This is a genomic window from Lentzea sp. NBC_00516 (assembly GCF_036346835.1).
Lineage (GTDB): Bacteria > Actinomycetota > Actinomycetes > Mycobacteriales > Pseudonocardiaceae > Lentzea > Lentzea sokolovensis.
Genome location: NZ_CP107840.1, coordinates 2,798,040 through 2,819,021, shown reverse-complemented (window position 1 = coordinate 2,819,021; position 20,982 = coordinate 2,798,040). Strand labels below are relative to the sequence as shown.

The 20,982-nt window shown below is 70.2% G+C and carries 17 protein-coding genes; 10 read left to right on the top strand and 7 right to left on the bottom strand.

Annotated features, from left to right (window positions below):
• Positions 1 to 68: 68 nt before the first annotated feature.
• A complete protein-coding gene (locus OG205_RS12655) occupies positions 69 to 4,121 on the top strand; it encodes an alpha-(1->3)-arabinofuranosyltransferase (RefSeq protein ID WP_330276411.1) in 4,053 nt (1,350 codons plus the stop codon).
• Here the strand turns inward: OG205_RS12655 and OG205_RS12650 are convergent, their stop codons facing one another.
• Complete coding sequence (locus tag OG205_RS12650; protein ID WP_330276410.1) at positions 4,122 to 5,297, bottom strand: polysaccharide biosynthesis protein; 1,176 nt, start codon at positions 5,295 to 5,297, stop codon at positions 4,122 to 4,124. It lies immediately after the preceding gene.
• 103 nt (positions 5,298 to 5,400) lie between these two features.
• On the opposite strand from OG205_RS12650, the gene OG205_RS12645 reads away from it, so the two are divergent.
• Genes OG205_RS12645 through OG205_RS12635 form a run of 3 tightly spaced genes read left to right on the top strand, consistent with a single transcriptional unit; the run spans position 5,401 to position 8,203 of the window.
• Positions 5,401 to 7,005 (top strand): hypothetical protein, encoded by a 1,605-nt coding sequence (locus OG205_RS12645; protein ID WP_330276409.1) that lies wholly within the window; start codon positions 5,401 to 5,403, stop codon positions 7,003 to 7,005.
• A gap of 3 nt (positions 7,006 to 7,008) precedes the next feature.
• On the top strand, positions 7,009 to 7,176 hold the full coding sequence (locus OG205_RS12640; protein ID WP_330276408.1) for a hypothetical protein: 168 nt from the start codon (positions 7,009 to 7,011) through the stop codon (positions 7,174 to 7,176).
• Positions 7,177 to 7,180: 4 nt separating this feature from the next.
• Positions 7,181 to 8,203: a hypothetical protein gene (locus tag OG205_RS12635; RefSeq protein WP_330276407.1), complete on the top strand. Its 1,023-nt coding sequence runs from the start codon at positions 7,181 to 7,183 to the stop codon at positions 8,201 to 8,203.
• Here OG205_RS12635 and OG205_RS12630 read toward each other — a convergent pair.
• Entirely contained in the window at positions 8,150 to 9,271 is a 1,122-nt protein-coding gene (locus tag OG205_RS12630) for a glycosyltransferase family 4 protein (RefSeq protein WP_330276406.1), read from the bottom strand. The two genes, OG205_RS12635 and OG205_RS12630, sit on opposite strands and share 54 nt — an antisense overlap.
• 138 nt (positions 9,272 to 9,409) lie before the next feature.
• Between OG205_RS12630 and OG205_RS12625 the strand changes: the two genes are divergently transcribed.
• Positions 9,410 to 10,135: a class I SAM-dependent methyltransferase gene (locus OG205_RS12625; RefSeq protein ID WP_330276405.1), complete on the top strand. Its 726-nt coding sequence runs from the start codon at positions 9,410 to 9,412 to the stop codon at positions 10,133 to 10,135.
• On the opposite strand, the gene OG205_RS12620 is transcribed toward OG205_RS12625, so the two are convergent.
• Positions 10,132 to 11,088 (bottom strand): DUF3068 domain-containing protein, encoded by a 957-nt coding sequence (locus tag OG205_RS12620; protein ID WP_330276404.1) that lies wholly within the window; start codon positions 11,086 to 11,088, stop codon positions 10,132 to 10,134. The genes OG205_RS12625 and OG205_RS12620 overlap by 4 nt on opposite strands.
• 249 nt (positions 11,089 to 11,337) lie before the next feature.
• On the opposite strand from OG205_RS12620, the gene OG205_RS12615 reads away from it, so the two are divergent.
• A complete protein-coding gene (locus OG205_RS12615) occupies positions 11,338 to 12,465 on the top strand; it encodes a hypothetical protein (RefSeq protein ID WP_330276403.1) in 1,128 nt (375 codons plus the stop codon).
• Here the strand turns inward: OG205_RS12615 and OG205_RS12610 are convergent.
• The gene (locus tag OG205_RS12610; RefSeq protein ID WP_330276402.1) at positions 12,450 to 13,565 is read right to left on the bottom strand and encodes a DUF3068 domain-containing protein; all 1,116 of its coding nucleotides are present in this window, start codon (positions 13,563 to 13,565) and stop codon (positions 12,450 to 12,452) included. The two genes, OG205_RS12615 and OG205_RS12610, sit on opposite strands and share 16 nt — an antisense overlap.
• 260 nt (positions 13,566 to 13,825) lie before the next feature.
• On the opposite strand from OG205_RS12610, the gene OG205_RS12605 reads away from it, so the two are divergent.
• A complete protein-coding gene (locus OG205_RS12605) occupies positions 13,826 to 14,971 on the top strand; it encodes a hypothetical protein (RefSeq protein ID WP_330276401.1) in 1,146 nt (381 codons plus the stop codon).
• A 69-nt stretch (positions 14,972 to 15,040) separates the two neighbouring features.
• On the opposite strand, the gene OG205_RS12600 is transcribed toward OG205_RS12605, so the two are convergent.
• Entirely contained in the window at positions 15,041 to 16,987 is a 1,947-nt protein-coding gene (locus OG205_RS12600; RefSeq protein WP_330278155.1) for an ABC transporter ATP-binding protein, read from the bottom strand.
• A gap of 20 nt (positions 16,988 to 17,007) precedes the next feature.
• On the bottom strand, positions 17,008 to 17,592 hold the full coding sequence (locus OG205_RS12595) for a TetR/AcrR family transcriptional regulator (RefSeq protein WP_330276400.1): 585 nt from the start codon (positions 17,590 to 17,592) through the stop codon (positions 17,008 to 17,010).
• Between the two features lie 346 nt (positions 17,593 to 17,938).
• On the opposite strand from OG205_RS12595, the gene OG205_RS12590 reads away from it, so the two are divergent.
• A complete protein-coding gene (locus tag OG205_RS12590; RefSeq protein WP_330276399.1) occupies positions 17,939 to 19,390 on the top strand; it encodes an amidase in 1,452 nt (483 codons plus the stop codon).
• A gap of 138 nt (positions 19,391 to 19,528) precedes the next feature.
• Positions 19,529 to 19,810 (top strand): DUF3040 domain-containing protein, encoded by a 282-nt coding sequence (locus tag OG205_RS12585; RefSeq protein ID WP_330276398.1) that lies wholly within the window; start codon positions 19,529 to 19,531, stop codon positions 19,808 to 19,810.
• A gap of 36 nt (positions 19,811 to 19,846) precedes the next feature.
• Here OG205_RS12585 and OG205_RS12580 read toward each other — a convergent pair whose 3' ends face one another.
• On the bottom strand, positions 19,847 to 20,347 hold the full coding sequence (locus OG205_RS12580) for a hypothetical protein (protein ID WP_330276397.1): 501 nt from the start codon (positions 20,345 to 20,347) through the stop codon (positions 19,847 to 19,849).
• A 105-nt stretch (positions 20,348 to 20,452) separates the two neighbouring features.
• Here OG205_RS12580 and OG205_RS12575 point away from each other — a divergent pair, with 105 nt between their 5' ends.
• A complete protein-coding gene (locus OG205_RS12575; protein ID WP_330276396.1) occupies positions 20,453 to 20,980 on the top strand; it encodes a hypothetical protein in 528 nt (175 codons plus the stop codon).
• The last annotated feature ends 2 nt before the right edge of the window (positions 20,981 to 20,982 follow it).

Below are 20,982 nucleotides of genomic sequence, written 5' to 3'. Positions count from 1 at the left end.
TGCCTGAGTGCTCCCCAGAACCGTCGTGGGGGCCCAAGATAGCGACAGTCGCCCGCGAGCACTACCCGGTGGTAACTTCCTGCGCCATCAAGAACCTGAAGATCGCACACCGGAACCCGACGACGTGGGTGCTCCTCGCACTCACGGTGCTGTCGTTCGCGCAACGCTTCGGAACGGCCACGTTCGACACCAAGCTCGACCTGGCCGTCAACCCCGTCGGCTTCCTGGGCAGGGCGCTGCACCTGTGGAATCCCGCCGCCACGGCCGGCGAGCTGCAGAACCAGGCGTACGGCTACTTCTTCCCGATGGGGCCGTTCTTCGCGACCGGCCAGATCCTGGGCATTCCCGCGTGGGTCACCCAACGGCTCTGGTGCGCGCTCCTGCTCTGCCTCGCGTTCTACGGGGTGCTGCGGCTGGCCCGCGCGCTCGGCATCGGCCACGAGCCGACGAGGTACGCCGGTGCGCTGGCCTACGCGCTGGCCCCTCGGGTGCTGACCGAGATCGGGCCGTTGTCCGCGGAAATGCTGCCCGCCGTCATGTTGCCGTGGGTGCTGCTGCCGCTGGTGCTGGCCGACCGGATCGGGTCGCCGCGCCGGGCCGCCGCCCTGTCGGCGCTCGCGGTGCTGGGGATGGGCGGCGTCAACGGCGCGATGGTCGTGATGGCGCTGGTGCTCCCGGGGATCTGGCTGCTGACGCGCACGTGGAACCGCGCGCACGTGAAGCTGGTGCTGTGGTGGGCCGGCTGCGTCATCGCGGTCGCGCTGTGGTGGATCTTCCCGCTGCTGCTGCTCGGCCGGTACAGCCTGCCGTTCCTCGACTACATCGAGTCGGCGGCGAACACCACCGCGCCCATGTCGCTGTTCCAGGTGCTGCGCGGGACGAACCAGTGGGTCGCGTACGTGCTCCAGGGCGAACCGTGGTGGCCCAACGGGTTCCTCCTGGTCGACAACCCTGCGCTGATGGCCGGCACCGCGCTGGTGGCGCTGATCGGCGTCGTCGGACTGGCCAGGCTCGGACTGCCGGAACGCCGTTTCCTGGTGCTGGGCACGCTGGCGGGGCTGACGCTGCTGACCGTCGGGTACGTCGGATCGCTCGACTCGCCGCTCGCCGAGGTGGTGCGCGGAGCACTGGACGGACCGCTCGCACCCCTGCGCAACGTGCACAAGTTCGAGCCGGTGCTGCGGCTGTGCCTGGTCCTCGGGTTCGTCCACGGGCTGCACCTGTCCCGGCCGACCGGGCTGCGGGCCGCTCCCGAGCACTGGCGGCGACGGGTGCGCACCGGCGTCGCACTCCTGCTGATCGCGGTCGTCGCGGCACCCGTGTGGCTGCTGACCCTGCGGCCCGGCCAGGGGTGGTCGGACGTGCCGGGCCACTGGCGCGAGGCGGCGGGATGGCTCGCGGAACAGGACGGCAGGGCGAGGACGTTGTTGTTGCCCGCCACGGGTTTCGGCCAGTACACCTGGGGCAGGACCGTGGACGAGCCGATGCAGGCGCTCGCGGAGGCCCCGTGGGCGGTGCGCAACCAGGTGCCGCTCGGCTCCGAAGGCAACACCCGGTACATGGACGCCGTCTACGACTCGCTCGCGGACGGGCGCGGCTCGGCAGGACTGGCGGACTTCCTCGCACGCGGGGGATACCGGTTCCTGCTGCTGCGCAACGACATCGCGCGGGAACCGACGGGCTCGCCGCCGCTCACCGTGCTGCGGCAGGCGCTCCAGGGATCACCCGGCATCGAACGCGTCGCCCAGTTCGGCCCCGAGGTCCGGATGAGCGACCAGCGGCTCGTCAGCTCGGTCGACGCCGCCGCGGGCGGGCACGCACTGGAGATCTTCGAGGTGAAGCGGGCGGTCCCCGTCGTCACCGCGGTGAACGAGGCCGACGTGCCGACCGTGAGCGGCGGGCCGGAGTCGTTGCTGCCGTTGCTGTCCCAGGGACTGATCAAGGCGGACCAGCCCGCGGTCCTCGCGGGCGACGCGGAGGGGCGGACCGGGGAACTGCTCGTCACCGACGGCCTCCGGCGCAAGGAACGCAACGTCGGCAGGGTGACCGACAACCTCAGCCAGACGATGTCCGCGGGCGAGAGGTCACGGCAGGGGCGCGTCGCGCTGGACGTGTCGCCGTTCCAGGACGTCAAGCACCAGACCGTCGCCGAATACCGCGGCATCCGTGCCGTGCGGGCCTCCACGTCGACCGCGTACGCCGACGCGGCGGGGGCGATCGACCCGGCGAACTCGCCGTTCGCCGCGGTGGACGGCGACGGCGGGTCCGCGTGGCACTCGTCGAGCTTCACCGGGCCGGTCGGGCAATGGCTGGAGATCGACCTCGACACCCCGCGCTCGGTCGGTGAGGTGACGCTCGACCTGGTCGACGACCTGCGGGTGGGCTGGGCGGTCACCCGGATCAGGCTCACCACGGACGCGGGGGAGAGCGTGCACGACGTCCCGTCCGGCGGCGGCCCGCACGCCTACCCCGTGCCCCCCGGTCTCACGGGCAGCGTGCGCGTCACGGTCCTCGGTGTCGCCGCCGACCGGCAGGACGGCAACGTCGGCATCAAGGAACTGAGCGTGCCGGGCATGACCGCTCAGAGGGCGCTGCGCGCGCCGCGCGACCAGGACGCGGCCAGGCCCGGCTTCTCGTTCACCCGAGGCAGTCAGTCGCGGCCGGCCTGCTACCGGACCGACGGCACGGTGCGGTGCGACTCCTCGCTGTCCCGGTTCGGCGAGGAGATCAACGGTCTCACGCGGCTGTTCCGCACCTCGGCCGCCGGGAAGTTCGTGGTGAACGCCACCGTCGTGCCTTCCGCCGGCGCGAAGAACCCGGTGACACCGGAGGGCCTGACGGTCACGGGGACGACCTCGCTCGCCGGCGACGTCGCGGCGAGCCCGCTGTCCGCTGTGGACGGTGATCTGGGCACGTCGTGGGTGCCGGACGTGACGGACCTGCGGCCGACGCTGACGGTGGCGTGGAAGGGGAAACGGACCCTCTCGGAGTTCCGGATCGAGGGGGCCCGGGGAGCCAGAACGCCCGTCGAGCTGGAAGTGCGCACCGACGCGGGCACCGAGGTCGTGCGCGTCGGCTCGGACGGTCTGGTCACGATCAAACCGGCGGACACCGAGAAGCTCGAACTCGTCGTGCGCGAGTCAGGCGGCGCGGGGCCCGCTGAGATCGGTGAGCTCCGGGTGCCCGCGCTCGACGGCGTGCTGAAGCCGGTGCCCGCGACGACACCGTTCACGGTGCCGTGCGGCAGCGGCCCGGTCGTCGACATCGACGGGAAGAAGATCAGCAGTTCGGTGTCCGGCGTGCTCGGTGACGTCATGGCCAACCGCCCGTTGAAGGCGGTGCTGTGCGACGACGACCTGGCGACCGCCCTGGAACTGCCCGCCGGCGACCACGTGCTGACCACGTCGCGATCCGACTCGTTCGTCGTGCAGGACGTCTCCGTGACCCACGTCGAACTCCCGAAACCCGTTGCGACGCATCGGGAAGTCACCATCGGCGCCTGGGACGCCACCGAACGGGAGGTCACCGTCGCGCCGGGAGCCCGCGCACTGCTCGTGGTGTCCGAGAACGTCAACGACGGCTGGACGGCGACGCTGAACGGGCAGGTGCTGGAGAAGGTCCGCGTCGACGGCTGGCAACAGGCGTACGTCCTGCCCGAGGGCGACGGAGGCGTGGTCGCGCTGGAGTTCGGCCCGGACTCCCGGTACCGGACGGGCCTGCTGGCCGGTGCGCTGGGAGTGCTGGCGGTCCTCCTGCTCGCCGCGGTCCCGGTCCGGAGGCGAGTGGAGTTCGTGGCACCGTCGCGGAGTCGCTGGCTGATGGTCGCGATGCTCGTGCTGCTGGCCGTTCTCGGCGGCATGCTGCCGATCGTGGCGGTGATCGCGTGCCTGCTGGCGCGGGAGTTCTGGGCGGCGGCGCCGAAGGTGATCGCGGTGAGCGGGGTCGCGCTCGGATCGGGTGTCGCGGTGCTCGGCCGGATCCTCGGTCACGGGCAGGAGTGGGCCTACGTCCCGCTCGTCCAGGCGGCGTTGCTGGTGGCGGTCTCGGCGGTGGTCGCGGCCGCGTTCGGCCCGTTCGGGAAGCGCCCTGAACCCGCAGCGCCTGACACCGCCGTGCCGTGATCAGGCCCGCCTGGCTCCGCGGGTCTCGATGACCGTGCCCGCGACCACCAGTCCCGCCGTCGCGAGCAGCGCACCGGTCACGACCTGACCGACGGAGCCGTTGAGCCACAGGGTGATCAGCGCGACCTCGGCGGCGACCGCGATCCACACCGCGACGGTGGAGCGCCGGTCGCCGCTCGCGATCCGGGAGAACAGCAGCAGCTGCACCAGCGCCAGGCAGGAACCCACGAGAGCGAACTGCCACAACGGAATGGCCTCGCCGTGGTAGCGCGCGCCACCGATCAGCGACACGCCCAGCGGTCCGAACAGGACACAGCCCACGATCACGAACGCGTCGAGACCCGCGCACACCGCCAACGCCTTCGGCAGCATGCGGCGCCGGTCGCCGGCGTCGGCCATGCGAGGCAACACGAGCACGCCCACCGCCTGCGGCAGCCAGTAGGCGATCTTCGTGACGACCGCTCCCACGGCGTAGCCGCCCGCCTGGTCCGCGAGCTGGTGCCGGGCCAGCACGAGGTCGAGGTTCACCAGCAGCACCAGCGCCAGCATGGCCTGGGACGCGTGCATCACCTCGGCTCCACCGGCGGGCCGCGCCGGGCGAGGTGCGCCGCACAGCCGCCACCCGGTCAGCACGACCAGGAACGAGCCGATGGCCGTCCCCGCCAGCACAGAGGTCGACGAGGGGGACAACCACAGCCCGATCACCCCGCCGCCGACCTTGCCGAGCCCTTCGAGCGACACCAGCAGCGCCAGCGCGCCGAACCGGTGCGTTCCCTGCAGAAGACCGTGCAGGACACCGAGAACCGTGAGCGGGGCCAGCGACAGCGCCAGCCACACCACCGGCCACGGGCCGTCGAGGTGCAGCAGGTGGGCGAGCAGCGGCACGAGGGCCAGGGTCAGCACCGTCATGCCCGCGCTCACGCTCAGGCCCAGTCCGAACAGGGGGCGCGGGCCGAGGCTCGTGACGCGCAGGGCGGCGACGGTCTGCAGGCTCATCGCGGGCACCACGCCGATGACCACGAGCGCGAGCAGCGCGCTGAGCTCGCCGAAGATCGCGGGTGCGAGAGCCCGTGCGGCCGCGATGGTCAGCACGTAGCTCGCGGCGTTGGCGCCCAGCAGCGCGCCCGTGATCAGCAGGGCGTCCAGGCGGGTGGTGGTCGTCGCCGGAGCGGACACGCGGGATCCTTCCGGTGGCCGGGTCTGCCGCAGTACTACCCGCGAGTACTACTGGCCGGTAGTTTCGGCGACTGTAGCCCCGGCGCGACCGGAGAGGGAGCAAGTGCGGCCGAACGGACTGAAGCTCTACGCCACGTGCGCGCTGCTGGCGCTGGCCGCGCTCGCTCCTGTGCTGTGGCCGGGCTACGTCCTCGTCTACGACATGGTGTTCACGCCGGAGCAACCGCTGAACGCGGCGGCGTTCGGGCTCGGCGACGCGCTGCCGCGGGCGGTGCCGGTCGATGCCGTGGTGGCGTTGGTGACCCAGGTCGTCCCCGGTCAGGTGGTGCAGAAGCTCGCACTGCTCGCGATCGTCTTCGCCGGTGCTCTGGGTGCCGGGCTGTTGGTGCCGACGGAGAAGACCGGCGTGCGGATCGTCGCCGCCGTGGCGTACTCGTGGAACGCCTACGTCGCCGAACGTCTCTTCATCGGCCACTGGACGCTGCTGCTGGGATACGCGGCGCTGCCGTGGGTCGCGATGGCAGGGCTCAAGTTGCGCGCCGGCGAACAGCACGCGTGGACCCGGCTCGTGCTCGCGAGCCTGCCCGCCGTGCTCTCGGCACCGGGCGGCGTCCTCGCGCTGGGCACGGCGCTGGCCACCGCCGGACGTCGCAAGGCGTGGCAGGTCCTGGCGATCGGTGTCGTCCTGAACTCGCCGTGGTGGGTGCCCTCGCTGCTGCACGACGGACTGTCCGACCCGGCCGGCGTCGAGGCGTTCAGCGCGCGCGGGGAGAACTGGGGCGGGCCGGTGCTCAGCGTGCTGGGGCTGGGCGGGATCTGGAACGCCGAGGTCGTCCCCGTGAGCCGGGCCAATCCGATGCTTCCTGTGCTCACCGTGCTGCTCCTGGGAGCGGCGGTCCTCGGTCTGCGCGAGCTGTCGAAACGCCTGCCCGTGTGGCCGCTGGCGGGACTGGGCGTGCTCGGTGCGGTGCTGGCCCTGCTCGCGGTGCTGCCGGGTGGCGTGGCGGTGCTGGAGACGTTGATCGAGCACGTGCCCGGAGCCGGGTTGTTGCGCGACAGCCAGAAGTGGGTGGCATGGCTCGCGCTGCCGTTCGCGATCGGGCTCGCGGTCGCGGTGGAACGACTGCGCTCCCGGCTGCTCGTGGCCGTGCTGCTGCTGGGGTTGCTGCCGGACCTGGCCTGGGGCGGGTTCGGGCGCCTCGAACCGGTCGGCTACCCGGCGGACTGGGCCGCGGTGCGGGAGAAGCTCGTCGACCAGCCTGGCGACGTGGCGGTGTACCCGCTGTCGGCGTTCCGCCGGTTCGACTGGAACGACGGGCGCACCCAGCTCGACCCGGCGCCGCGCTATCTGCCCGGCACGACCGTCGTGGACGACTCGCTGTCGGTCGGCGGGAAGGTCGTGGCGGGGGAGGACCCGCGGGCGGCACGGCTGCGCGGCGGTGATCTGAGCGGCATCGGCTGGGTGCTGGTCGAGCACGGGACGCCCGGCCGGGTGGACGAGAACCTGCTGGCACGGCTGGAGAAGGTCCACGACGGGCCCGAACTGGCGCTCTACCGGGTACCTGGAGCAGTGCCCGATGAACCGAACGGCCCACCCGTTGCACCCGTTGTGCTGGCCTGGGTCGCGGCTGGGTCACTGATCGGCGCGAGCCTGTTGTGGAGACGGTTACCGGTCGGTAGATTCGCGGCACCCCGACATGAGGAGTAAGACGTGGAACTGGTTTCGGTGCTGGTCGCGATCGTCGCCGGGGCCGCGCTCGCAGGCGGGGTCGGCGTGGTCGTCGTAGCGCAGAACAGCCCCGACAAGGTGGTCGAGCAGCGGATCGAGGAAGGCAAGAAGGCCGAGGAGCCCGTGGTCCTCGACTACGGCTCCCGCTGACCGGGTGACCGTGGCCTTCTCCGGGGACCCGGCGGCCTCCTGGAGCATTCTGCTCGAAGCGAGTCTGCGTGAGGCGCCGGATCCCTCGGTGGTGGCCGCGCGGATGTCCCGTGCCTGCACGGAGTTCCCGAACCTCGGTCCCGCCGCGGTCGTGCTCCGTCCGTCCGACTGGGACGGTGCGCGGGCCGAGTTCGCCGACGGTCATTACCGCGTGGGCGATCCGCTGGTCCGGGTCGCGCTCGCCGGCGACTCGCTGATGATCGCCGCGCACCACGGCGCGGTCGACGGGCTCGGTCTGCTGGCGTTGCTCGGCGTCGCACTCGGTGAGTCCGTGCACAGCTCCGCGACCGGTGTGGCGCTGCGAAGCCCTGACCGGCCCTATCTCCTGAGCGCGCTCGATCGGGTGCGCGAGGCCGTGTGGACGCCTCCCACTCGCATCCAGTCCTCCTTGCGCGGCAACGAGTTCGGTGACCATCTCGTGTCCCGCGCGCTGCCCGCCGTGAAGCTGGGCAGCGCCAGGCTCACCTCCGCCGCGCTGGACGCGACCAGGAAGTGGAACGGCGCCCGTGGTGCCGCGCACGGCCGCGTCGTTGCCGCGATCGGTGCTTCCTGGCGCGGTGGCGCGGATCCGCGTCCCGAGGCGGACAGCGCGTTGCTGAGACTGCGCCTGCCGGCCGGGGCCACCGAGGACGACGTGCGCGCGCTGCTGACGGCGGCGGCGCCGGAGGCGGGCTTCCCCAGCGCGCACAACCCGTTGGCGCAGTGGGGGATGCGGCTGCTGGCCTCCCGGCTCGGCAGCACGTTCCTGGTGTCGAACCTCGGCGTCGTCAAGGCGAACGTCCGCGCCCTGCGCTTCTACCCCGCGGCGAGCGGCCGGTCGGGCGTCGCGTTCGGCGTGGTGACGACAGGGGAGATCACCACGGTCACGGTGCGCTTGCGGCGCAAGGACTTCGACGCGGCCGCCGCCGCGGGACTACTCGACCTGCTGTGCGACGCGGTGCTCACCGGCCGCGAGGCGCGGAGGTAGCCGCAGGGCGCTGTGCACGGCGCCTTCGAAAGCGTCGAGGCTCTCCTCCCAGCTGAACTGCTGGGCACGTTCCCTGCCCGCCGCGCCCATCGCCTTGCGCAACGGCTGGTCCCGCAACAACGTCTCCGTGTGCTGGACGAAGTCGTCGAAGTCCTCGGCGAGCAGACCCGTCCGGTGCTCGACGATCGCCTCGGCCACGCCGCCCGCCGACCGGTAGGCGATCGTGGGCACGCCGTGCGAGGCGGCCTCCATGATCACGATGCCCCAGCCCTCCTTGACCGACGGGCACACGTGCAGCCACGCCCCGGCGAGGATCTCGTGCTTGGCCTGCTCGTCGACCCAGCCGTGGATGACGACGCTGTCCTGGACCCCGCGGTCGATCGCGTGCTGCCGGAGCACGTCCTTCCACGGGCCCTCGCCGACGAGTTCCAGCCGCAGGTCCGGCCACTTCGGACGGAGCCGCGCCACGAGGTCGATCGCGTGCTCCAGCCGCTTGTGCGGGACCAGCCTGGACACCGCGACGAGGACCGGGGCCTCGGTGCGCCGCGCGGTGACGGCGGGAGGTGCGTCCAGCCCGTTCGGCACGACCACCGTGCGACGGAGCTCGACCCCGAGCCCGCCCAGTTCGTCCCGCGTCACGTTGGAAACGGTGATGTAGCGGCACTTGCGGTACAGCCTCGGCGCGAGCCACGACTCGATCCACCAGCCGATCCGGCCGAAGAACGGGCCCAGCGCGCTGTGCCACTGCTCGCGGTGCACGTGGTGCACCAGCACCAGGACGGGACAGCGCGCCACCAGGCGGCTGAAGAAGGGCATGCCGTTCTGCACGTCCACGATCACGTCCGCGTCGGAGCGCAGGATCGCGAGCAGGGCATGCAGGTAGACCGTGAACTTGTTGCCGCGCCTGCGGAAGCGGACGCCCGCCACCCAGTCGCCGGAGGGGGCGCGGTCGTGGCCGGCACACTGGATCGAGACCCGGTAGCCGAGCCGGGCCAGGCCCTCGGCGATGCGCTCGACGTAGCGTTCGGAACCGCCGCCCTCGGGGTGTCTGGTGTCGCGCCAATTCACCAGCAGAATGCTCGGCCGGTAATCAGGGCCACGCGACATCTGCCTCTCCCGATGCTAGGTTACTGCCAGGTAGCCATCGTAGACTGAATGCGGGAGATAGCAATGGTCGAGATCGGTTCAGTTTCGGCCCCTGAAAAGTTGCGAAAGCCAACTTTCAGCCGTTCTGTTCGGCTTTTTCGCGCATTCCTGAAAGAGCAGTCCGACCCCGACCACTTCTATCGGATCCTGGCGGACGACTCGGTGGCCCAGGTGTCGTCGTACGTGTCCCTGAAGGGCTCGGTCGTGCTCGACGTCGGCGGTGGACCCGGCTACTTCGCCGAGGCGTTCCGCGGCGCCGGCGCCCGGTACGTGGGTCTGGACCCGGACGTCGGCGAGCTGTCCGCCCGCGGTGAACCCGATCCCGGCATGATCCGCGCGAGCGGCACGGCGCTGCCGTTCCGCGACGCCTCGGTGGACGTCTGCTACTCGTCCAACGTCCTGGAGCACGTCGACGACCCGTGGCTGATGCTCGCCGAGATGGTGCGTGTGACCAGGCCTGGAGGCACTGTCTTCATGTCCTACACGCCGTGGTACTCGCCCTGGGGCGGGCACGAGACCGCGCCGTGGCACTTCCTCGGCGGCCACTACGCGCGCCGCCGCTACGAGCGCCGCAACGGCAAACCGCCGAAGAACTCGTTCGGCACTTCCCTGTTCCCGGTGAGCGTCGGGGCGGTCCGGCGGTGGGCTCACCGCCAGACCGTCGCCGACGTGATCGAGACGTTCCCCCGGTACCACCCGTGGTGGGCGAAGTGGATCACCCGCGTCCCGGGGGTCCGGGAGATCGCCTCGTGGAACTTCGTGATCGTGCTCAGGCGACGCGCCTAGGCGACGTGCCTGGCCCGTCGTCCGAGTGCGCCGAGAAGAATTCCGCCGAGCAGTAGGACCAGGCCGACGGAAAGCAGGACGACGGGTCCGGTGCTGCTGATCAGAGTCAATTTTCCGCGCGCTTCCGAGGCGCGGTCCACCGATTCTTTGACGGTTTTCTCGTTGAAGGTCAGGGTGGCGTCGAGCAGCACCGTTCCTTCTTTTCCGTCCGGCCCGAACAGCGCTTGCCGCTGGTGTTCCGAACCCTTGACGATGATGCCGGTGACCGGCTCGACCCACATGGTGCGGGTGTTCTCGTAGCGGCGCTCCGCCTTGACCGACGCGGCGGTGCTGTTCACCAGCGTGCCCGGCACGTCCTGGTCGCGGAACTTGGTCGACGGGATCTTCTGGACGAACTTGTAGACCTCGAGCCCGCCGACCTCGTCCGTGCCCTCGTAGCGCGCGGTCGTCGCCTTGCGCAGGGTGGTGTCGAAGTACTCGTAGTCCTGGGCCTGGGTGTCGAACGGGAACTTGTAGTTGAGTCCCTCCTGGTGCACCGCCTTGTCGGCGGCGGTGGGGTCGCCCTCGGCGTCGGTCACGTACTGCTGGGTGCACTCCTGGAGGGCCATGTTCGTCCGCCGGTCGAGGCACACCCGGTGCTTCACCGCGGAGACGAGCTGGTTCTCGGAGTCGGTGACGACCAGACCCTGGTCCCACACCATCACGTCACCGTCGACCTTGGCCTCCGGCCGGGTCAGGTTGCTCTCGACCTTGCGGGTGGCGGTCAGCCGGGCATCCTTGACTACGAGTTCCTTGGGGTAGAAGACCTTCGCCGCGCCTTCGGCGACGGATTCCGTCTTCTGGTCGAGCGGCACGACTGCGAGCTCGGGGTACACGTAGAAGCGCAGGACTGCTCCGAGCGCCAGCGAGAAGATGCCCAGTCCTACCAGCACGAGGCTCGCAACACGTCGCACTCGTCCTCCTTCTGGGTGTGTTCCGATGATGAGAGGGACGTCACAGTGGCGTGGAACCTACCGGACAGTAACCTCTGCGCAACCCCTCGACCGGGGTGACTCAGGTCATCTTGATCGGTCCGCGTGGAGAAAGAAGCTACTCGGCCGCCGAACCGCAGAGCCGTTCGGCGGAACCCCTGCTGGCCAACGGGTAGCGGCTGAAGGAACCAGCTCCTTACTCATCGGCGACGATGCCGGAGGAAGAGACACGTGGAAGAAACCCCTGTGTGCTATCCGGGAGCAGTTGAGCAGGCCCGGCTGCTCGCCCGCGGTGCGACGACCGCGGCAGAACTCCTTGCGATGACCGAACATCGGCTGAACTCGTCGCGGCACGTTTTCACAGATGTCGATTTGGCGGCCGCCCGGCGCAGTGCGGAGGAGGCCGATCGGCGGTTGGCCGACGGTGCGAGCGGGGGTCTGCTCGGCCTGCCGTTCGCCGTCGAGGATTCCCTGCCCCGTTCGGTGTTCGACGTGCTGGCCGCGGCGGGGGCCGTCGTGATCGGGAGAACGTCGGGAGCCGAGCTTCATCGCAACCCGTCGCCCGGCGTCCCCGCCACGGCGCTCGATCCCAAGGTCTCGGGCACGGCCGTCGCCGTCGCCACCGGTGTGGTGGCCGCGGTGCTGGCACGCCGTGCGCCCGGTGCCGGAGGAGTGCCCGCGGGCGGCGCGGGCGTGGTGGGCTTCGAGACCTCCGGCGGACGCGGTGTGGTGGCGAGGACCGTGGCCGACGTGGCGCACGTCGTGCGGGCGATCGGCTGGGCGGCCGAACCCGCGAACCGTCCACTGAGGATCGGTGTGTCGCTGCGCGGTCTCGCCATGTCGTCCCGCACCCGTCCACCCATGCGCCGGGCCGTCGAGGACGTCGCCGCGCTGTTGTCGTTGCACGTCGGCGAAGTGGTCGACCACGATCCGCACCTCGCCAGCGAGTCCAGGTTCCTGCTGGCGCCGCACCTGGCCGCCGGACCTCGTGAGCTGGACCTGCTCGACCGTTTCGTGCCCCGGCCGTTCCGGGGCATCTGCCGGTCGATGCGGGCGGCGGAGCGGGTGATGGTGAACCACATGTTCGCGGGCGTCGACGTGCTGGTGACGCCGGGGCACACCGGCCCTGCCGAGACGATGTCGCTGCCCGGCGGGGTGCTGGTGCGCAACGGCGCCACCTCTCCGTTCTCCCCGCTCTGGAGGGTCAGCGGCTACCCGGCCGTGTCCGTGTGCGCGGACACGGACGCCGACGGGAACCCGTTGCCGGTGACCTTGATCGCGGTGCCGAGAGCGGAGGGTCAACTGCTCGCGGTCGCCGAGATCATCGAGGAGGGACGACGCGCTCATCGGAGGCCGTAGTCGACGTTCGAGGACGACACCACGTTCTTGAGGTCGAGCGAGTCGTCCGGGTCGCTGGCGTCGGTGACGCCATAGGTGATCGCGCCGGCCAGGCACGCACCGATCACCAGCGCCAGCGCCCCGGCGACGAGACCGCGCCGCCACACGAGCAACAGGACCAGTCCGATCGCGACCAGTGCGGCACCGGCGACCCACAGGACGACGGGAAGAGCGGTGATGACGAACAGCTTCGGCAGGTTCTGCCGGACCTGGTCCACGTTCGCGGTGACCGAGGCGTTCGTCAGCCGCAGTTCTCCGGCGAACACAGGGGTTCCCTCGCCCTCGTCCTGGGTGCTGGTGCGCAACTCCTGCCGGATGTCCTCCCGGACCGAGAGCACCGCGCCGGTCGTGGGCTCGACCAGCAACGTGCGGCTGACGCCGTAGTACTGGGTGACGTCCACGGACGGCTCAGGGCTGCCGACCAGTGAACCGGGTACCGCGAACCGGTCGAGCGCCGTCTGCGGGATCGTGTGCGTGAACCGGTACACGTCGAGTCCCTGCAACAGCTGCTCTCCGGCGAAGTGGATGTCGACCGGGCGCTTGAGAACCGTGTCGTACCAACGGTGATCACGTTGCTCGGTGTCGAACGGGAACACGAAGTTGAGGCCGGGCTGCAGCAGTTGAGGGCCTTCGGCGGTGACCCGCTTGCCCCGTTCGGTCTCGTAGAACTCCCCGTGGCAGGGCGCGACCGCCTCGCCGGTGCGGCGGTCGAGGCAGATCTTGCGCACCTCGGCGCTGAGCACGAGCTTGTCCGAGTCCTCCTTGACGATCGTCGCCCGCTTCCACACGGTGACGTCGCCGTTCTCCTTGACCTCCGGCGCGGCGAGATCACCCTCGACGTGCGTGGTCGCCGTGAGACGGAGGTTGTGGCGTACTTCCGGCATTCCGCCGCCGGGCGGGTACACGACGGCGGTGACTCCTTCTCCTTCGGAGATCGTGACGGAGTCGATGTCGTGCTGAAGCTTGGCGAGCAGGGGATAGGTGTGCAACTGCAGCACCAATCCGGCTGCTACCGCGAAGGCACCGAGTCCGAGCAGGGCGACGACGACTGCGGTTCGCACAGGTCCTCACAAGGGATCGGGTGGCAGGGAGGGCGTTCCGTGAGGCGCGATTTCCGGTAACCGTGCGTTCAGTTCTACCTGGTCCGTGAGCTAGATCACAAGGGCATACCTGAATCCCATTCGGGTTACCTGGTCGCGGCGGGTGGGTCACGATCACCGCTCAACCTGGTCAAGGTGGCGCGAACTCCTAGCAGGCGGCCGTGCGTCCTGAATGATCGGCCGCGCACAGTCCTGTTCAGGTCCAAGAGCTTGGGGGACTTATGAGAGTTCGCAGATGCCTGGCCTTAGCCTTCTCGGTCGCGGTGGCCGTCGGCGCCGCCGTGCCCGCCGCGGCCGCCGCGGCCGCGGAACCGGCGTGGCGCCTGGTCCCGATCCCGCAGAGCAAGGCGACGAGCAATCTCTGGGACGTCGCCGCCGTCGACACCAGGAACGCCTGGGCGGTCGGCTTCGAGGGCTACCACCCGGATCAGCAGTACACGACCGGCGAGCCGATGATGCTGCGGTGGAACGGGATCAGGTGGTACCGGACGTCTCTCCCGGCCGTGCAGGGGCGGGTGTCCTTCCAGCGCGTCGCCGCGTCGTCCGCCACGGACGTCTGGGTCACGGGCGCACCGTGGTCGCCGGACGGCAACGTCACGCTGGTGTGGCGCTACAACGCCGGGACGTGGACCGAGGTGCCGTACCCGCCGGGTGCCACCCCCGGCACGCTGTCGATCCGGGATCTGTCCGTTGTGGACGGACGTGCGTGGCTGGTGGGTCATCACGGCAACGTCCCGGTGTTCCACGAGTGGACCGGCAGCTCCTGGCAGGAACACCAGCCCCCCGCCGAATGCGTGACGGGCGGTGGCTTCGTGAACTTCTGCATCATCAACGCCGTCAAGGCCTTTGCGCCGGACGACGTGTGGGCCGCGGGCAACGGCATGTGGAACGGCTACTCGGGGCCGTTGCTGTTCCACTGGAACGGCACGGCCTGGCGAACCGTCCAGACAGGACTGAACCAGCAGCAGCTCACCATGCAGGCGCTGGACGGTACGTCCTCCCGTGACATGTGGGCGGTGGGCGACGGTGGAGGCATGGGGTCGGGCAACGTGGTCTTGCGGGGAGACGGCACCACCTGGCAGACCGTCAGCGGGCTGGACACGCCTGCGACCCGGAGCCTCGCGGTGGGGGCGAACGGCGTCCCGTGGGTCGTCGGCCAGTTCCCGCAGGCGTCCTTCAGCTCCCACGGCCCGGCCGGCTGGACCACCACTCCGGCGCCCGCGCCGCCGGGTTCGTTCGGCACGAACTACAACGCCATCGCCGCCGTGCCCGGCACGAACAGGATGATCGCCGTGGGCTACGCCGACCTGCCGGGCACGAACCCCCTCCGCCTGCAGGCGGTGATCGCCGACTACGCGTTCCGCTGAGCCCGGCGTGCGGCCGTCCGCTCCGCCGGACGGCCGCACCCTGGCCAGGGGTGCGGCCGCGAAGGTGGATCAGCTGGGCACTTCGTCCAGGTATGCCTGCGCCTGCAGCGTGAACAGCTCGGCGTACCCGGCCTTGGTCGCCATCAGTTCCTCGTGCGTCCCGTACTCGGCGACCTTCCCGTGCTCCAGCAACAGGATCCGCTCCGCCTGCCGCACGGTCGAGAACCGGTGCGAGATGTAGAGCGTCGTCCGGCCCTCCGACAGTTCCCGCAGTCGCGAGAACAGGTCGTGCTCGGCCCGCGCGTCCAGCGCCGACGTCGGCTCGTCGAGCACCAGGATCGGCGCCTCCCGCTGGAACGCCCTGGCCAGCGCGATCTTCTGCCACTCACCGCCCGACAGGCTGACGCCCTGGTCGAACCAGCGCCCGAGAGGGCTGTCGTAGCCCTGGGGCAGCCGTTCGATCCGCTCGTCCGCGCCGGCGCGGCGGGCCGAGTTCTCGATGTGCGGCCGGTCCTCCAGCCGGGTCAGGTCGCCGAGGCCGATGTTCTCGGCGGCAGTGCCCTGGTACGTCACGTAGTCCTGGAACATCGCGCTGATCCGCGTGCGCAGTGCGACGGGGTCGTACTCGCGGATGTCGACGCCGTCGAGCAGGATGCGGCCGCCGGTCGGGTCGTAGAGCCGGCAGAGCAGCTTGAACAACGTCGACTTGCCCGCGCCGTTGCGCCCCACCACCGCCACCGTCTCGCCGGGCCGGATCTCGAAGCTGACGGCGTCCAGCGCGGGATCCTCGGCGCCCGGATAGCTGAAGGTCACCGAGTCGAACTCGATGTGACCCTCCACTGTGGACGGCATCGGCCGTGGCGACGGCGGCGCCGTGATCTCCGGCTTCGTGTCGAGGAACCGGTACAGCGTGTCGAGGTAGAGGTTGTTCTCGTACATCCCCGAAAGCGCGGTGAACAACCCGGACACCGACGTCTGCACGGACGCCGCGGCAGCCGTGTACAGCGCCAGGTCTCCCAGTGTGAGCCGTCCGCCGACCGCTTCCAGCGCGATGTACAACGTGATCGCCGAACCCGCGAACGTGCTCAGCAGCCCCCAGGACGTCGAGCTGATGTTGCGGTTGACCGTCAGCTTCCGCTGCCGTTCGTAGGAGACGGTGCCGAGCCGGCGGAACCGGTCGACGAAGTACGGGCCGAGCCCGAACAGCTTCGTCTCCTTGGCGTAGGTGTCCGTCGTGACCAAAGAGGACAGGTAGTCCATCCGCCGCTTGATCGGCGACATCATGAAGGTCAGCCAGAACGCGCGCGAGCCGTACTTCGACTGCGAGATGAACGCGGGGATCGGCGCCAGCAGCGCGACCAGGGCGAGCAGCGGGCTGATCGAGACGAGCAGCGCGATCATGCTGCCGAACGTGATCAGCGTCCGCAGGAGCCCCAGCGCGGAGTTCATCATCGACAGCGGGCGCGTCGGCGCTTCCTGAGCGGCCTGACGCAGCATGTCGTACGACGTCGAGCCCTCGAAGTACGCGAGGTGCAGGTCGCTGGCGTGCGCCATCACCCGGTGGCGGATGGTCAGCGTCATGCGTTCCTGCAGCAGCGCCTGCGCGATCGACGTCAGCGCGCCACTGATCGCGGTCGCGCCGAGAACGGCGAACTGGAGCAGCGCGACTTTCGCGATGTCACCCGTGGTGCCGGTGTGCTGGATCGCCGCGACGACGGAGTCGAGCAGCAGCTTCGCGATGTAGGCGGTCGCGGTCGGCAGGAGCCCCGACAGGAGCGTGATCAGCGCCAGCACGATGGTCAGGGCCGGGCTGGCCTGCCACGTCAGCCTCGCGACCTTCGGCAGGCCGCGGACGGTGCCCGCCACGGACGTCTTCACGCGCTTCAGCCGGGAGCGCAGATCCTTCGGTTCGTCGTCCGGCTTCGGTTCCGGAATGTCGACGGGTCCGGTGAGCCCGCTCTCCGGCACCGTCGTGGCGCGCCGCCGCCGGCCGCGCCTGCCCAGCATGAACTCCATGCCGCCCCCGCCGCCCGGGATCATTCAGCCTCCACGGCGCCGCGCAGGAAGAAGTCGACCACCTGGCGCGTGGTGGGCGGGTCGACGTCCGCCGTCAGCCGGCGGCCGCCGAACAACAGGGTCATGAAGAGCGCGGCGAGCTGCTCCGGCGGCAGCCGCAGCCGATCCTTCTCCGGCGTGAACAGCTCGACCATCGCCCCTCGGATGGCGGCCATCGACTCGCGGCGCCCGCCCTTCCTGGCGCCGTCCTTGTGACGCTGTTCGGGGTCGCGGTGCTTGACGCGGCCGGACGCGTGCAGCGCGCCCATCAGCGCGCCCATTCGTTCAAGGTGCGCGCCGAGCGCCTCGGCGGCCTCGACGAGCCGGTCTTCCAGCGGCTGGTCGACGGGGATCTCGGTGATCGCGTCGAGCACGTGGTCGGGCCTGAGCGCCTCGGCCGTGCAGGCGTCGAACAGCTCGTCCTTGTCCTTGAACGCGCGGAAGATGGTGCCCTCGCCGATGCCGGCGGCGCGGGCGATCTGGCTGCTCGTCACGTTCGCGCCGTGCTCGATCAGGAGCGGCAGCACGGCGTGCACGATCATGGCGCGCCGGTCTTCCGCGCTCATGCTCGGCGCTCTTCGCCGGGTTTCGGATGCTGGTGTCATGCGTCCATCATGCGGAGTGAGTGCTCACTCCGTCAAACGAGTATGGGCTCCTGTGAGGCAGGAGTGCGCGCTCGGCGGGATGAGCGAACGTGGATAAAAACTGCGATCGAGAACATCGGTGGGCGAACAAGAACTGAGACCTCCGTCCTGTTGTGCGATGCGGAATTTCATGGCTTGCGCGGGGGAGCTGATCCACTTTCGGTGCTGTGACCTGCGGGTAGCCACCTTCGGCGTTGGGATGTTCGGCGTCCCTGTTTCGCGAATCGGAATTTCGTGCCCTCTGAGTCACGTCATTAGCTTCGAATTCATGGAATGGAGCTTTCAGACGGCAGAACAGCTCGTCGCCGCGTTGCGTGCCGGCGAGGTGACATCGGTGGAACTTGCCGACGAGGCGATCGCCCGCATCGAGCGCGACGACGAGGTGATCAACGCGATCTGCGTGCCGGACTTCGACCGGGCACGGGCCGCCGCCCACCGTGCCGACCAGGCACGGGCGCGGGGTGAGGACCGGCCGCTGCTCGGCGTTCCGGTGACGGTCAAGGAGTGCTACGACGTGGCCGGGCTGCCCACGACCTGGGGCATGCCGCCGCACCGCGACCACCTGCCGGCCGAGGACGCGGTGCAGGTGTCACGACTCAGGGCCGCGGGCGCGGTGGTGCTCGGCAAGACCAACGTGCCGTTGGGGCTGCAGGACATCCAGAGCTTCAACGACATCTACGGCACCACCACCAACCCGTGGGACCACAGTCGCACGCCGGGTGGCTCCTCCGGCGGTTCGGCGGCGGCCCTGGCGTCCGGGTTCGGCGCGCTGTCCATCGGCTCCGACCTCGCGGGCTCGCTGCGCACCCCCGCGCACTTCTGCGGCGTCTACGCGCACAAGCCGACCGTCGGACTGGCGGCGACCCGCGGCATGGTCGCGCCGTCCGACCCGGTCCTGCCGACCGACCTCGACCTCGCCGTCGTCGGTCCGATGGCGCGTTCCGCCCGCGACCTCACGCTCCTGCTCGACGTCATGGCGGGACCGGACCCGCTGACGTCCGGCAAGGCGCACCGGGTGGCACTGCCGCCCGCCCGGCACGAACGGCTCCGCGATTTCCGGGTCCTGGTCCTCGACGACCATCCGCTCATCCCGACCGGGTCCGCCGTGCGGGCGGGCGTGCACCGGGTGGCCGCCGCGCTCGTCGAGGCCGGCGCCCGCGTCGAACGGCACAGCCCGTTGCTGCCCGACCTGACCGAAGCCGCGACGCTCTACATGCGGTTGCTGATCTCGGGCTCCGTCGCGCGTTTCCCCATCGAGTCGTACGAGCAACTGCAGACCCGCGCCGCCGGACTGAGCGCGGACGACCGGAGTCTCGACGCCGTGCGGCAGCGCGCCCTGGTGTGCAGCCACCGCGACTGGCTCGAGGCGAACAACCGCCGCGAGATCCATCGGCACGGCTGGCGGCAGCTGTTCGCCGAGTTCGACGTCGTGGTGTGCCCGATCACGCCCACCCCCGCGTTCCGGCACGACCACGACCCCAACCCGCTGGAACGGCGCATCGACATCGACGGCGTCGAGCACCCGTACTTCGACCAGCTCGTCTGGGCAGGCCTGGCCACCATGCCCGGCCTGCCCGCCACCGCCGTACCCGCGGGCCGTTCCCCCGAAGGCCTGCCGGTCGGAGTGCAGCTCATCGGCCCGATGTTCGAGGACCGCACCCCGCTCCGGCTGGCCGAACTGCTGGAGCGGAGGACCGGCGGCTTCGAGGCACCGAGGTAGCCGGGCAGGCCCCCTGCGCACTCCGCAAGGCCTGGCAGCCGCACCCGGCCACGAGTCCGCGCGATGATCGGGGAACCTTGAGCCGTCCCGTGCGTTGGCGTAGGTGACGCCTTGACCAGCCCAGCGGGAGGACCGGGAATGAGACTGCCGGACCGCGAGCAGCAGGAACTGGACGAGATCGAGCGCCGCCTCGCCGAGGACGACCCGAAGCTGGCCGCCAAGCTCACCCGTCCGGCACCCAAGGTGCCGCGCAGGACCCTGCTCCTCGCCACGGCACTGTTGACCTACGCGGCCGGGCTGATCGTCGTGATGACCGGCGTGACGCTGTCCTCGGTGGTGCTCGTCGTGCTCGGCGCCTGCGTGGCCCTCGGAGTGTTCGCCTGGTTCGCCGTGCGGGTCTGGCGCGAGCACCGCGAGTAGCGAGCGGCCCCTGCCGGCAACGCGTGCGCTGGGTCCTCAGTACTCCCAGAGGATCGTGGTGCCGCTGCCCGCGCTTCTGAACACGCTGCCGAACTCGATCACCTGGACGGGGTCGGGATCAGTGCGGTGCCGGTATCGCAGAACTCGCCTGCTCAACACCCTTGAGTGACCGCGGGGAAGCGTCGGCGACAGGTGGACGAACATGAGGTCCTCGTGTTCGGAGCTCGAGCTCGAGTTCGAGTTCGGTGACAGTTGCAGGCGTTGAGGGCAGAACTCCCACAGCGGCCCTGCGCGAACCACCGTCGCAAGATCGTCGATCGCGTGCTGCAGCGTGAGATTTGTTGTTCTGTCATATGTCGCACCGCGATAGGCCGGGGCCGCGGTGAGCCAGTCGTGCAGGGCTTGGCGCAGCCTGGCATCCGCCGCCAGCCGGTCCGCGAGTTCCTCGAGCGGTTTCCCGCACACGAGGCACGTCGTCTTGCGCGTGAACCTGGCCTTCCGGAACAGCCACTGGCCACAGGCCACACATTTCACCATGACGACTCCCGGCTTCCGCGTTGCCGGAACCGTAGGGAGCCGGCGCGGGACCCCTCCCGGAGTCGACCAGTCGGCGCATTCCCGCGCTCACCTACCATGCGTGCCGTGCCGTCACTGATCGCCATCATCGCCAACGACGCCGAAACCGCTCGTTTCCTGGCCTGGCCGGGCGACTTCGAACTCGACCGGGCAGATCACGTGGAGGAGGTGCACCTCGCGTCCGGTGCCGCGCTGGAGGGGTTCGCCGGTGACGGCGCGGGAGGCACGTTCTTCTTCTGCGGTGACGGCGGTGAGGAACGCCCGGTGCTGTACGCGGACTCGGAAGGCGGCGCGGCGCTGGTCGCGATCGGACTGCGGAGTCTGCTGCAGCTGCTGCTGGTCGCGCCGTGGTGGCGGGACTTCCGCGAGTTCACCGAGCAGGAGAACACGGAACTCACCGCCGAGTACCTGAACGACATGCCGGACCTGCCCGCACGACGGCAGCGTGCGGCCGACGTGCTCGGCCTCGAACTGCCACCGGCGGCCGAGGTCCTGGCACGGCTGCGAGAGACCGCGACCGGAGCCGGTCCGGAGTTCGACTTGGTCTTCACACCGGAGAACACGACGTACGAGCGGCTGTTCCGGGTCTCCTAGGG

Bases quoted from the DNA above. Each gene is read 5' to 3' on its own strand.
- OG205_RS12580 (WP_330276397.1), bottom strand. From the start codon at position 20,347: ATGGTGAAATGTGTGGCCTGTGGCCAGTGGCTGTTCCGGAAGGCCAGG.
- OG205_RS12595 (WP_330276400.1), bottom strand. From the start codon at position 17,592: ATGAGCGCGGAAGACCGGCGCGCCATGATCGTGCACGCCGTGCTGCCG.
- OG205_RS12585 (WP_330276398.1), top strand. From the start codon at position 19,529: ATGAGACTGCCGGACCGCGAGCAGCAGGAACTGGACGAGATCGAGCGC.
- OG205_RS12605 (WP_330276401.1), top strand. From the start codon at position 13,826: ATGAGAGTTCGCAGATGCCTGGCCTTAGCCTTCTCGGTCGCGGTGGCC.
- OG205_RS12590 (WP_330276399.1), top strand. From the start codon at position 17,939: ATGGAATGGAGCTTTCAGACGGCAGAACAGCTCGTCGCCGCGTTGCGT.
- OG205_RS12600 (WP_330278155.1), bottom strand. From the start codon at position 16,987: ATGGAGTTCATGCTGGGCAGGCGCGGCCGGCGGCGGCGCGCCACGACG.